The organism is Bradyrhizobium sp. Leo114 (assembly GCF_055229415.2).
This window is the reverse complement of the sequence record NZ_JBUYEN020000003.1, coordinates 185,456-198,230: the sequence shown is the minus strand read 5'-3', so window position 1 is coordinate 198,230 and position 12,775 is coordinate 185,456. Positions and strand designations below refer to the sequence as shown.

General features: G+C 60.8%; 9 protein-coding genes, 1 tRNA gene and 1 pseudogene. 6 read left to right on the top strand and 5 right to left on the bottom strand.

Annotation, left to right across the window (positions count from 1 at the left end; genetic code table 11):
• Positions 1-83 precede the first annotated feature (83 nt).
• Positions 84-518 (bottom strand): Mth938-like domain-containing protein, encoded by a 435-nt coding sequence (locus ACZIRK_RS05185; protein WP_245474800.1) that lies wholly within the window; start codon positions 516-518, stop codon positions 84-86.
• 381 nt (positions 519-899) lie between these two features.
• On the opposite strand from ACZIRK_RS05185, the gene ACZIRK_RS05180 reads away from it, so the two are divergent.
• The 4 genes from ACZIRK_RS05180 (at position 900) to ACZIRK_RS05165 (ending at position 4,221) form a co-directional block, all read left to right on the top strand.
• Complete coding sequence (locus tag ACZIRK_RS05180; protein ID WP_130227170.1) at positions 900-1,628, top strand: SAM hydrolase/SAM-dependent halogenase family protein; 729 nt, start codon at positions 900-902, stop codon at positions 1,626-1,628.
• Between the two features lie 296 nt (positions 1,629-1,924).
• Positions 1,925-2,614 (top strand): protein-L-isoaspartate(D-aspartate) O-methyltransferase, encoded by a 690-nt coding sequence (locus ACZIRK_RS05175; RefSeq protein WP_463327040.1) that lies wholly within the window; start codon positions 1,925-1,927, stop codon positions 2,612-2,614.
• A gap of 369 nt (positions 2,615-2,983) precedes the next feature.
• On the top strand, positions 2,984-3,943 hold the full coding sequence (locus ACZIRK_RS05170; protein WP_463327039.1) for a glutamate cyclase domain-containing protein: 960 nt from the start codon (positions 2,984-2,986) through the stop codon (positions 3,941-3,943).
• 131 nt (positions 3,944-4,074) lie between these two features.
• Positions 4,075-4,221 (top strand): hypothetical protein, encoded by a 147-nt coding sequence (locus ACZIRK_RS05165; RefSeq protein ID WP_165435304.1) that lies wholly within the window; start codon positions 4,075-4,077, stop codon positions 4,219-4,221.
• Positions 4,222-4,839: 618 nt separating this feature from the next.
• On the opposite strand, the gene ACZIRK_RS05160 is transcribed toward ACZIRK_RS05165, so the two are convergent.
• Positions 4,840-4,922, bottom strand: a tRNA-Arg gene (locus tag ACZIRK_RS05160).
• Positions 4,923-5,508: 586 nt separating this feature from the next.
• On the opposite strand from ACZIRK_RS05160, the pseudogene ACZIRK_RS05155 reads away from it, so the two are divergent.
• Positions 5,509-6,579: pseudogene (locus tag ACZIRK_RS05155) on the top strand (tyrosine-type recombinase/integrase).
• Between the two features lie 303 nt (positions 6,580-6,882).
• Here the strand turns inward: ACZIRK_RS05155 and ACZIRK_RS05150 are convergent.
• The gene (locus ACZIRK_RS05150) at positions 6,883-7,854 is read right to left on the bottom strand and encodes a Bug family tripartite tricarboxylate transporter substrate binding protein (protein WP_130227166.1); all 972 of its coding nucleotides are present in this window, start codon (positions 7,852-7,854) and stop codon (positions 6,883-6,885) included.
• The gene (locus ACZIRK_RS05145; protein ID WP_463327038.1) at positions 7,851-8,750 is read right to left on the bottom strand and encodes a TauD/TfdA dioxygenase family protein; all 900 of its coding nucleotides are present in this window, start codon (positions 8,748-8,750) and stop codon (positions 7,851-7,853) included. The genes ACZIRK_RS05150 and ACZIRK_RS05145 overlap by 4 nt, the downstream gene beginning before the upstream one ends.
• A 94-nt stretch (positions 8,751-8,844) precedes the next feature.
• On the opposite strand from ACZIRK_RS05145, the gene ACZIRK_RS05140 reads away from it, so the two are divergent.
• Positions 8,845-9,804, top strand: coding sequence for a LysR family transcriptional regulator (locus tag ACZIRK_RS05140; RefSeq protein WP_463327037.1), 960 nt, complete (start codon positions 8,845-8,847; stop codon positions 9,802-9,804).
• A gap of 472 nt (positions 9,805-10,276) precedes the next feature.
• On the opposite strand, the gene ACZIRK_RS05135 is transcribed toward ACZIRK_RS05140, so the two are convergent.
• A complete protein-coding gene (locus ACZIRK_RS05135; protein ID WP_130227163.1) occupies positions 10,277-12,733 on the bottom strand; it encodes an arylsulfatase in 2,457 nt (818 codons plus the stop codon).
• Positions 12,734-12,775 lie beyond the last annotated feature (42 nt).

The following is a 12,775-nucleotide window of genomic DNA, read 5'->3' as shown; positions in this document are numbered from 1 at the left end:
GCTCTCCGTTGATTAACTAGCAACCGCCAGGTGCCCGCTCTCCCGCTTTCTATTACGACACGCCTATTTCGCCTTCCGCAGGGTCAACAGGTCACGTGAAAGAGCCCGATCCTCCTTGCGCGCGACCGGTTGAACGTCTGGATCGCTTCGGGTGTCGGCTTCAATAAGACCTCGCAGCCCTTTCTCTTGAAATAGGCTTCAGCTTCCGGAGACAGGTGCACGTTGCCCATCTGACCCGAGCCAATGACGATCTGGTCGCACCCCCTTTCGAAGAGGAACCTTGCCTCGTCTTCTGAAAGCACGTGCGAAGTGCCATACAATTTCTTTGATAGCTTCTTTTTCCGCTTCACAACCTCGCCGGAAAGGCGAACGATCACGTCGTGCTCATAGGTTTCTCCGTCAATCGTAATCGTGCCAAATGTGGTGCTGTCAATCTTCATCGTGACCTCCTCCCAAACGGACTCATGCTCCAACACGCGGCAGTGAGGCGCCTCGCCGCCGGCAACATCGTTGCTCACGCGCGTTCCCGTTTGCCGATCCGGATCGGGACGCGCCGCTGCCCCCAACTGCGAACAAGCCGGATTGCGGTAGCGCAAATACCGCAGCGGCCGTCGCCTGTGAGCCGCAAAGTGGTGCTTCCAAACGTGCAAGTTCGGTCATAGAGTTCGCGGTGTGGATCACTGGGCAATTCCCAGTTACTTGCCGACGGCGGGACGGAGAGTTGCGGACGATGTCCAGCTGGGGCTCGCCTGCGGGCACGAGTGCCCGCGGCGTCCGCATTCTACTCCCTGTCGGACGAAGATCGTAAGCCGATCCGTCGATAATCTCGGCCGCTGAGGTCCGCGAGCGCTCGCACCGTAAACTTGCGGCGCGGGGGACCACGGGAGCAAGCTGATAACATGATTGTGCTATTCACGGATTTCGGGCTGCACGGCCCGTATACGGGTCAGGTGAAGGCAGCGCTGCACCAGAAGGCGCCGGGCGTTCCCGCTATCGACCTCTTCGCCGATGCGCCCGCGGGTAATCCGAAGGCGTCAGCGTACCTCCTGGCGGCTTATGCCGCCTGGTTTCCGGTCGGAACCGTCTTTCTCTGCGTCGTCGATCCCGGCGTCGGCGGGACACGCCCGGCCATTGTGCTTGAGGCCGACGGCCGGTGGTATGTCGGCCCCGGCAACGGCTTGTTTGAGTTGGTCCTGCGCCGCGCCAAAAAGACGCGCAGCTGGGACATCGACTGGAGGCCGCAGCGCCTCTCGGCCAGCTTTCACGGGCGCGACCTTTTCGCACCGGTCTCAGCCATGCTGGCGAACGGCGAGCCTCCACCCGGACAGCCGCGCAAGGATGGCGCGGATCGCCGGACAGACTGGCCGGACGACCTTTGCGAGATCGTTTACGTCGACCACTTTGGCAATGCCATGACCGGGTTAAGGGCTGCCATGCTGCCGCCCAACGCCGGGCTTGCCGCGGCGGGTCGAATATTGGAGCGCGAAAGGACCTTCAGCGATCGGCCGCCCGGCTCGGCCTTCTGGTACAAGAACTCGAACGGGCTCGCCGAAATCGCTGTCAACCAGGGGCGCGCGGACCGCGACCTTGGACTCGCGATCGGCAGTCCGGTCGAGATCGTCTCTTGAAGGCAGGCGGTTCCCTCACAACCCTGATCTGGACGATGTGCATGCCAAGAAAACAGAGCTCGAGAACGGATTGGCCGAAGCCCCGAAAGCGCCACGTCAAGCCACCAGCGACTGGCAACAAGCGACTGGCCGATCAGGCCCGCAAGATTCTCGGCAGACACTATGCGAGCAAATATCGGGTGCAGTAATCGCGATCATTTTGAATCCCAGTCCCCCGATCAGGAGGCGGGCGAGGCACATCGAGGACCAGAATGTTGTGGTGCCGACAAGTTCTATCGTTCGGGGTGTTCGCCATCTTGGCCAGTGCCGTGCTGGCTACGGCTTGCACGGCGCAGCAAGACGCCGCCGATCGCCAGCGGATGGTCGAGCAGATCGACGCAATGCTCGCGTCGGCCGGGGGAACCGGCGGTGTGGCTCGGCTCAGTCCGCGTGTGCGCGCCGCAATGATAGAGGTGCCGCGACACGAGTTCGTGCCGCCCGAGTACAGGTCCGCAGCTTATAGCAACTCACCGCTGCCGATAGGCCGCGGCCAGACGATCTCGCAACCGCTGATCGTCGGCCTGATGACGGAGCTGCTGCAGCTGGCGAAGACGGACAAGGTCCTGGAGGTGGGCACCGGGTCGGGATACCAGACAGCGATCTTATCCGCGCTCGCAGACGAGGTTTATACGATCGAGATCGTACCAGAACTTGGCACTATGGCCCGTGCCAACCTCGAACGTCTGGGCTACATAAATGTTTCGACCAAGATCGGGGATGGCTACCAAGGCTGGCCGGAGCATGCGCCCTTCGATGCCATCATCGTGACCGCAGCTCCTAACCACGTCCCACCGCCGCTGATCGCGCAACTAGGGCCTGGTGGCCGCATCGTCATCCCGGTTGGCGGTTTCGATCAGAAGCTTGTGGTGTTGGCAAAACACGCCGACGGAACGGCCACAATCACGATCGTAGCGCCGGTCCGGTTCGTGCCTTTGATCCGTGAGTAGCGTTGCGCGTCTCAGTGCTCCGCACTGCAGCATTTTGATCTCGCAAACCGACTGTCCCACAGCCTCGCGCCTCTTGACGATCAGGGCTATTCTCGGCGAACCGCATGAAGCTTTGGCCCCGGTGGCGGCTCCCGGGTGCACTGCACGGTTTCGTTGGCGATCAAATGACACATGGCGGCCAAAAGGGTTTCGGCATGACCAAGCACGGGCGATCGGGGCACGCGACCCCGTCGCCGCGTTTCCGTTTCCTGCAGAAGCTCGAGGCCCAGAAGAACGATCGCAAGGACCGCTCTTGCATCAAGGACCCGAAACAGTCCGTCGAAGAGCTATTCCATCCCCGGAAGCCAACACGAACCTGACGAACTATCCGTGGACGCGCTGCAAGTCGAGGTGGAGACAGTGAACGAGTCCGTGGCCCGGATCGAGGCGATCATCGGGCGCAGAGTCAAACGCGACATCAGCCAGATGACCGCGTGGGCAAAAGGCAATCTCGCCCGCGCCGCAGAGGCGATCGTGAACACGCCCAACGCGCACGTTGGCATCGTCACCGGGTTCTATATCCAGCACGCGGAGCCGCCTTCTCCGGAAACGGATGGGCTCGGCGGGATGGCCCATCTGGCCGCGGGCCTCGCAAATGCGGGGATTCCGGTAACGGTCATTACCGATGCGCCGTGTGCAAAGGCGGTGTGGGCCGTAGTCGATGCGCTGCCGGCGCCAGTAAATCTTGAGGTCGTGTCGACGACGGAGAGTTCAGTTCTCCGCCTACGACAGTACCTGGAAACGGGCGATCGGCCGATCACTCACTTGATCGCCATCGAGCGGGCTTCTCCGGGTTCGGATGGAAAGCCTCATCGGGAGCATGGATGGGATATGTCGCGCGAAACGGCGCCGCTCCATCTTCTCTTTAGCGACCCCGCCGCGAAGCGTCGCTGGCAGACGATCGGCATCGGGGACGGCGGCAATGAAATTGGGATGGGATCCCTGCCCAAGGAAATCATCGAACGCGGAATTCCCAACGGCGAGGTGATCGCAGCAACGACCCCGGTCGATGTGCTCATCGTCGCCGGCGTGTCGAACTGGGGAGCTTATGGGCTCCTTGCTGCAATGGCCTGCACCAAGCCGGCGTTGCGGGACGCTCTTCTACGCTATTTCAATCGCGATATGGATCACGTGTTCCTGTCGGCGGCGGTGGAGACCGGGCAGGCGGTTGATGACAGCCGGGTCGACAATCCCGGGCGACCGCAGATGAGTGTCGATTGCATACCCTGGGAACAGCACGCGACGCTTCTTGACGAGATCTCCGCCGTCGTGGCGTCGCAGCCGAGCTGATGTTAGGGCAAGCACTCAAAAATTGATCATGTCCGTTCGACCCCCAAGAGCGACGCAAAGGCAGATAGGCCAATATCGGGGAATGGCCCATAGGCGGACAAATATGCCCGTGCCGCCTTCTCACACCCAGTGTGACGATCTACGAGCTGTGCGGCGAGCGCGGCGCGTCGGAAGCGTCCTTCTGCGAGTGCTGGGACGCCGTCTATGCATCGATCCAGCGTGAGGAGCCTGCCGCTGCCCTGCTCCGGATCTCCGACTTCCTGGCCGAATATCCCTAGGACGGCGTCGCGCAATACCACGCAGCGCGGTTGCGCGACCGTCGTCCAGCATCAGCGGCTACACGGTCCGTCGGCGTACCGAAATGAGCAATGATTCGCGCTCACCGCAGCGGATGATCGACCGGCGGCAATTCCTGAACGGCGCTGCCGGGCTTGTGCTCGGCGCGGCCGCGCCCGCCATCGATCTGAGACCCTCCGTGGGACCGCTTTGGACGGCGATAGATCGCGCACAAGCGGCGGCTTTTTGCGGACCATCATGACGCTGCCTGCCGAGCTAAGCTGCGCGCCGATAGGAAAACAGAGCTTGTACGATAATGGGTATCGCGATGTAGCGGACCCCCCGCTACCACAGGCTAATACGCCGAACCATGATTTCGCACGGTGCTGTACTCCTTACGGTAGCGGTCGAATCCTGGCGGCCGCCTGTGTGAGCGCCGGCCTGCGAGGACAATCCTATCCTGCCGCTTCTGACGACGATCGGCTCTCAGCCGGGAGCGCGGTTCACTGCCATGCTATCCGCGCTCCCCACAATTTTCATTCATTTGCTTACTCGCGCGAATGACGCTGGAGCAGCGGCTTCGGTTTGGACGCGCATCGCTCTCCAAAACCAAGCGAAATTGGCGCACCCGACACGATTCGAACGTGTGACCTTTGCCTTCGGAGGGCAAAAGCGCAATTTTTCAACCCGTTTGGCGACTTGCTGCGGGAAGCATCCAACAGACTAAAGAATCACGCTCAATCACTGCTCAAGAATGGTGAGCCATGATTGCACGTGCAGTTGGGCTGCGAGTGGCATTGTTGTGAATCAGCAGATTCAAAGCGAAACTTCCCGAGAAAACAATTATTTGCGCGGTGCTGAGAAATGAATGGGGTATGGGTCGGGGATCGGTTTTCTATGCTTGATCGTGACAAACCCGGGTAAACACACGGAGTCTTTGCCAGCAATTGACGATCATATCAGATCACGGATTCCGAATCGATATCTATCCTCGTCCCATCCATTGCCGAGGTGTTCGAGACCTTTGCGCATTTAGTTTCGCGTGACCGACGATAGCACTGATTACTCACTCGCCTCTTCAATTAGGGAACGACCTGCACGGTCGACAGACGACGAGGTTTCTGCGATCCCAACGTTCGAGTTCCTCGAGAGGGTAGAGAACGGCCTTGCCGAGCTTTAGGAACGAGGGCCCAACTCTCATGGAGCGCCAGTTGCGCAAGGTGCCCCCGCTGATCCGGCCACGATAGCGGTCGATAACCTCATCAAGCGTCAGGAACATTCGATCGGACATGTCTATCTTCCCCGTTGCCGGCATTCTTACCTATGCGGTCGAAGCAGGCATTGTCGAATGCAACCCAGCCCACGGCGTCCGCAAGCCAAAGGACAAGGTGCGAAAGCGTCGGCTATCGGAGGCGGAGTACCGAATATTGGGTCGGATGCTTCGGGACGCTGCAAAGCAGGAGAAATACACCACTATCCTGGACATCGTTCGCCAGCTGGCGCTGACCGGCTGCCGGCGGAGCGAGATGATCAGCTTGAAATGGATGGAGGCGGACACTGAGGCTAGCTGCTTGCGATTGGAGGACGGTAAGGAGGGGAAATCCATCCGCCCTGTTGGCTTGCCCGTCGTTGAATATCTCGAGAGACGGCGCACCCGCAATGTAGGCACATACGTCTTCCCGGGGGCAGGGTGAGGACAACGCATTCGGCAGCTTTCCAAACCATTGGAAGCACATCTTCGAGGACTCCCGCTATCCGATATTACTCCCCACGTCCTACGTCATAGCTTCGCGAGTATCGCCAACGATCTCGGCTTTACCGAGGTGACCATCGCGGCGCTGGTAGGCCATGCCAAGGGTTCGGTGACGAGCAGGTACATCCATACACTCGACACGGCGCTCATCATGGCCGCGGACACGATCTCCGGCTACATTCAAGGGCTCATTGATGGCATCGAGTTCAAACAAACCGCCTACGCGCTGGACCGAGATTCCCGGAAGGCCGCGCTAGCGCGCTTCCCGAAGAGGGCTTCGGACGGGAGCCTAGAGGAGGTCGAAGAGGGAGCGCCGTTTGGCCGCCTAGGCGGTGCGCCAAGTCCGTTGCGCAATTTCAAACGGCCAAAATGTCCTTATGCTCTCGATCGCGTCAGCCGCGGTGCGCGCGGCCGCCACGACATCTCCCAGCCGAAGTTTGTCGCGAGCGGCGCTTCCCAATCTCGGGCAGTCTCCAGGTCCCGTCGTGCGTCGCGAACGATCGCCCAGGCGGAGTGGAGGAAAAGGCCTGACCGCGCTCCATTGACCGACGGCAACGGCAGCAGGGTAGCCTCGAATCACGGCTGGTCGCAATCTTGGCTACGATAGCGCGGTCTCGCGTACGACATCATAGCGCTGCGGCGAAGCAATAGTGCCCATCTTCATCGGCCGTGGTGCGCCACTTCGCCAGAGTACGCTGCCTTAACCGCATGCCGCCAAAGGCGCGATGTCTTGCTGCGGCATCCGCCGGCGAGAGCATGTGAGCGAAAGCGCCACTCTAAGTGGCTCGCTCGACTCCGCTCTCGCAGCCTCGACACGGATGGACCACTGACGGACGGGTTCCCGCACACGCGGTTGGCTCGCCGAGCTGCTGTTCGACGACATATCGGTCCGTTGCGGTGTCGCACGCTATCAGATGCGCTCGATATTGGCGGTCTCGACGATGCTGGACCATCTCTCTACGTCCGCAGCGATCCGCGCTTTGAATGCGTCGGGACTGGAGGATATCGCATCGTTGCCGAGCGCTCTGAGGCGTTCAACGATGGCAGGCTCCGACAGAACCGCCGCCGCCTCGCGGCTCAGCCGGTCGACGATCGGTTGCGAAACTCCGGCGGGCCCAACGAGCCCTTGCCATGAGGTGACGACATAGCCGGGAAGGGCCGCCTCGGACACCGTCGGAACTTCGGGCATACTAAAAAACCGGGAGGCTCCCGTTGTCCCGAGCGCACGCAGCCTACCATCCCGCACGAATTCAATCATGAGTGTGGGAGGATCGATCATAAAATCGATCCGCTTGCCGATCAGATCGGTCACCGCTTGCGCACTCCCGCGATAGGGAACGTGCTGCAGTTGAATGTTGGCCATTCTTGCGAGAAGCTCGACCGACAAGTGATGAACCGACCCAATTCCGGGGCTGCCGTACAGCAACGGCGTCTGCCGGTGGCGAGCCAGACTGATGAGATCGTCCATCGTTTGCATCGCGTGCCCGGAATACGTTACGAAGACGAAAGGATACTCCGCGGTCATGCTGATCATGGAGAAGTCATCGATTGTCCGATAAGGAAGCCATCTATACAGGGCCGCGGCTGTTGCATGGCCGCCCGGAATAGCAATCAGCGTGTAGCCATCGTGCGCGGCGCGCGCCACTTGTCCGGCTGCGGTTGTACCGGACGCTCCTGGCCTGGGTTCGACCACAACCTGCTGTCCTAGACGCCGCGACAATCCCTCTGCGACGATTCGCGCGACCGTATCGGTCGGGCCGCCCGGGGCAAAGCCATGAACCAGCGTGATCGGTCGGTCGGGCCAGTAGGGTTCTGAACGGGCGGGCATGGCGAACAGAGCGGAGAGGCCACCCAATACAGTTCGCCGCGTGAGCGCGGTCATGATTTTTCAGCCAGATGGGACTGCTCCAATGTCGAGGCCAAATCCTCAACCGTCGTGCGCCGCATGTCACGACGATCCTCTGTGTTGTTAAAGGGCCGCCCGCGGTGAAGCGTGCAACGGTTGTCCCAGACGACTAGATCCCCGACCCTCCAGCGGTGCTGATAGACAAAGCACGGTTGGGTAGCAAAAGACATCAACTCGTCGAGAAGCGCGCGACCCTGGTCGACTGGCCATCCGACGATGTGCGAAGCATGCGAGGCGAGATAGAGAGTCTTGCGACCGGACCCTGGATGCACACGCACTAAGGTTTGGGGGACCGCTGGCAGTGTGGCGCGTTCCTGGTCGGAAAAGTCGGTGTAGCCGATGAGACTTCGGGAGTGAAAGATCGAGTGCTCTGCAACAAGATTGTCGATCCGCGCCTTAGTGGCTTCGTCGAGCGAATCGTAGGCAGCGCGAAGATCGGCGAATTCGGTTTCGCCGCCATTCGGCGGCACCTCGTGCGCCGACAGTAGGGACACTTTGCCCGGCACTCGCTTGAACGAGCTGTCGGTGTGCCAAAGCTGGTTGGCCAGTATCATCATGCACCAGCGGTCCGCGAGCAGGCGGACATTGTTATCCTCATCAAGGTTCGAGACGTCGGCGATCTCCTGTCTTCCTAGGCGATGCTTGCGGTCTTTGCGGATCGTGCCGATCGAGGTCTCGAGATGTCCGAACAACTGGCTAAATGCGATCTGCTGCTCGTCCGCCAGCGGCTGAGCCCGGAAGATCAGTACGGCATAGCGGTCGAGCGCGGCTTCGATTTCCCGGAAGATTTCCCGATCGACGGGACAGCGCAGATCGACACCGGATACTTCGGCAACGAAGATGGGATGCAGCGGCCTCACGATAATCGTCATGGTGAGTTCTCCGACAAGATTGCGATTGAGAGCGTAGGGCTGGCCGCTATAATGAGAAGGCGGAAAAGTGTGATATCCCCCTGAGGAAAAGGTTATGTCTCCCTCGATCGAGCATTGGGAGGCGCGGATCGGACGCCGCGTTCGGCTACGCGACCTGCATGTGCTTCTGACTGTCGCGCAATCGGGCAGCATGGCGAGAGCGGCGCAGCGCCTGGCCTTGTCCCAGCCCGCCGTTTCCAAGGCGATCGCGGACCTCGAACAGACGCTCGGGGTGCGGCTGCTAGATCGCGGTCCACGGGGCGTCGAACCCACCTTGTATGGCAGCGCCCTGGTGCGGCGCGGTCTTGCGGTGTTTGACGAGTTGCGTCAGGGAGTCGACGAAATTGCATTCATGGCCGATCCCACTACCGGAGAGGTGCGGATTGGTTGCAATGAGTCGCTGTCAGCGGCGCTGCTTCCGGCTGTGATCGCGCGCCTTTCCGAGCAATCTCCCGGCGTGACCGTACACGTAGCCCAGATGAGCCGTCCTATCACGGTCGAAATCCGGGAGCTGCGCGAACGGAACGTCGATCTCATCATCGGTCGAGGGGTGTTTTCCATTCCCGAAGATGACCTGATCTCCGAGATATTGTTCGAAGAACCATTGATCGTAGTAGCCAGCATACGAAGTCCCTGGGCGCGTCGGCGCAAAGTCGAGTTGGCGCAGCTTGTGCGGGAGAAATGGATACTCTACCCGCGCGATGAAGCACCTGGAGTGCTTATGCAACAAGCCTTCCGCGACCGAGGATTGGAGCTGCCGCGGGCGAGCGTGGAGACGATGTCCTTTCACCTCCGCGACATGCTGCTGACGACGGGCGAATATTTCACCGTGATCCCGGCCTGCATGATGCACGTTCTCAATGCGAAGCGTCCGACAGTCAATTCTCTGCCAATTGATTTGGGCATTCAGACAAGGCCCGTAGCGATTTTCACCTTAAAGAATCGCACATTGAGCCCGGTTGCGGAGTTGTTCATCAACTGTGTCCGCGCTGCAGCGCAGTCTATAGTTTCCTAAACGAGATAGCCCGGCTCGAGGCCGATCGGCATGGCCGGCTAGCGAAGGGTAACTGGACGGTCTGGCAATATCGGAAGACTCTCAGGAGGCGTAGCGCGAAATCGCAGGCCGTCGCAGTATCGCAGATACGCGCGCGTTGCGGGCTCCGGCATCATAGGGCAACGGCGAAACAATAGTGCCCATCTTCATCGGCCTGGTGCGCCACGGCCGATGAAGATGGGCACTACTCCCTCGCGATTCCCCTATGATGCTGCAGCCCACGATGCGCTCCACTTGGCAAGTCTGCGATGCTCTGCCATTTAGCACTACGCGTCGTGGATCCCCGCGGGGTGGTCCGCTTACCCCTCAATAGCGGTAATCTCGATCAGCCTCCCAGATAGACGCGAAGGGCCATGTGCGGACTCATGCAGTGCAGCTATTGGGGATCCTTACCGCCCCGTGGTCGTGCGCGGAGCGACTGCGAACCGTCCGCTTACTCTTGCAGCGCAAATTCGGTCTGGGCCTCCTCATAGGCCTTCTGGTCCTCGGCGCTGAGCTTGGACTCGCCGAGGGTGACGACGACCTTGTTTAGTGTCCCCGTGAATTTGAAGGGCACCTGATAGTCCTCGCTTACCGGCGTGCCCGCGTCTTCCCCAACGTCGAAGGTCTCGTCCAGCGAGACGCGCATTGGCAGCGTGCGTTCGACCCGGCCCTCGGCCACCGCCTTGCCATCCACCGACAGCACGATAGCGCCGCCTTTGCCGAGGCCTCCGTCGTACTTGAAGTTGGCGGTCAAGGTATGCTTGCCGGCCGGTACTTTCTCCTTCGAGACAACGTTGTAGCGCGCTATCCCCGCGAGGTTGTAGTGATAGACGAGCTTGCCGTTCAGCAGGTAAAGCCCGTAGCCACCGAAGCGTCCGCCCTGCGTAAGCAGCACGCCGTCGGCTCCCGCCTCCGGAGTTTCAACCTCCGCACGGATTTCGAAGGATTTGTTCTTCAGGTCCGGCGCACTGCCTTCGGGGATGCGGATGATGCCGGGATAGTACGTAAAGACGTGGCGTCCACTGAGCAGGCTGGGACGGATCGACACGTCGAAGCGCTCGATGCGGCTGTTGTCCAGAGGCATCACGTTGTAACGGCCGGCCTCTGCCCAAAAAAGCTCCTTGAGCTCCAGGAGCTTGGCCGGATTCTCTGCGGCGAGGTCCTTCGCCTGCGAGAAGTCGTAGGTCACGTGGTAGAGTTCCCATTTGTACTCATCGACAGGAGGCAGCTTGCTCGTCATGTTCCAGGGAGCTATCGGCGGTGTAGTGCTTGCCATCCACCCTTCATGGTAAATGCCGCGGAAGCCGAGCACTTCAAAATACTGCGTCTTGTGGCGTGAGGCGGCCTTGGCGTCGTCGAACGTGTAAAGCAGGCTTCCGCCTTCGACCGGCTTTTGGGCCACGCCATTGATGCTGGACGGAAATTGGATACCGGTGGCTTCCAGGATGGTGGGAGCGATATCGATCACAGAGGAGAATTGCGAGCGGATACCTCCCTTGCCTTTAATGCGCGCTGGCCAGGAGATGACAAGGTCGTTGCGTGTGCCGCCGAAGTGGCTGGCGATCTGCTTCGTCCACTGGAAGGGCGTGTCCATTGCATGCGCCCAGCCGACCGGGTAGTGGTTGTTCGTCATCGGGCCGCCCAACTCGTCCATCCGGCGCTGCACCTCCTTGAAGTCCTCGGGGATGCCGTTCAAGATTGTCAGCTCGTTGAGCAGGCCCTGCGGGGTCCCCTCGGCGCTGGCGCCATTATCGCCCTGTATGTAAATGACCAGCGTGTTGTCCAGGTCGCCCGACTGCTCAATCGCGTCGAGGACGCGACCGATCTGGTAATCACAGTACGAAAGGGCGGCCGCGTAGACCTCCATCATGTGGGCGAAGACCTTCTGGTGGTCGGCATCGAAGGAATCCCAGGCGGGGATGGCCGCCGGCCGCGGCGTGAGCTGGGTGTCCGCCGGGACGATGCCCAGCCTCTTCTGGTTCTCGAGGGTGATCTCGCGCTGCTTGTCCCAGCCCTCATCGAACTTCCCTTTGAATTTGGCGATCCAATCTTTGGGAGCGTGGAGCGGGGCATGAGCGGTGCCAGGGGCGTAATAGGCTACCCAGGGTTTCTCCGGAGCGACCGCCCGCAGCGTGCGGAGGCGGTCGATGAAGTGGTCGGCCAGGTCCTTTTCAAAGAAGTAGTCCTTTTGATCGTGCGGAGGCTCGATGGGCTTGATGTTCTCGTAGAGAGCGGGCGAATACTGGTTGGTGTCCCCACCGAAGAAGCCATAGAAATACTCGAAGCCCAAGCCGGTAGGCCACAGATCGAACGGTCCGGCCTGGCTGCTGTGCCAGTCGGGAACGTTGTGGTTTTTGCCGTACCAGGCGGTGTTCCAGCCATTCTGCTTGAGGACCTCGGCGAACGTCCCGCAGCTCTTGGGCATCAGGCTGTTGTAGCCTGGATAGCCAGTGGCCAGCTCCATGACGATGCCCACGGAACAGGAGTGTTGATTGCGCCCCGTGAGCAGCGCGGTACGCGTAGGCGAACAAACGGCAGTGGTGTGGAACTGGTTGTAGCGCAGCCCATTTTTGGCCAGGCGATCGAGCGTCGGGGTTGGGATCGGCCCGCCAAACGGGCTGCTGGCGCCGAAGCCGACGTCATCGGTCAGGATGAGTAAGATGTTCGGAGCACCTTTCGGGGCCTTCACTTCCTTGGGAAAGTCGGGGGTCGAGTCCTTGGCTGTGCGGCCGATGGTGCCCAGGAAGGGCGCCTCCGGCGGGGGCAGCACCGGGTAGCCGCCGAGCCCAGCCGGCTCGGGGGTTTTTGTCTTCACATCCGGGGAGACGGGCGGCTGGCTTTGTGCGGTCGCCGTCGCGATGCCCAAGCCAACAGCGGCTAGCGCTGACAGTGTCACTCGATTGCGCATGACAGGCTCCTCGCTCTCCTCGACCGCATCTCGAAGATTTCA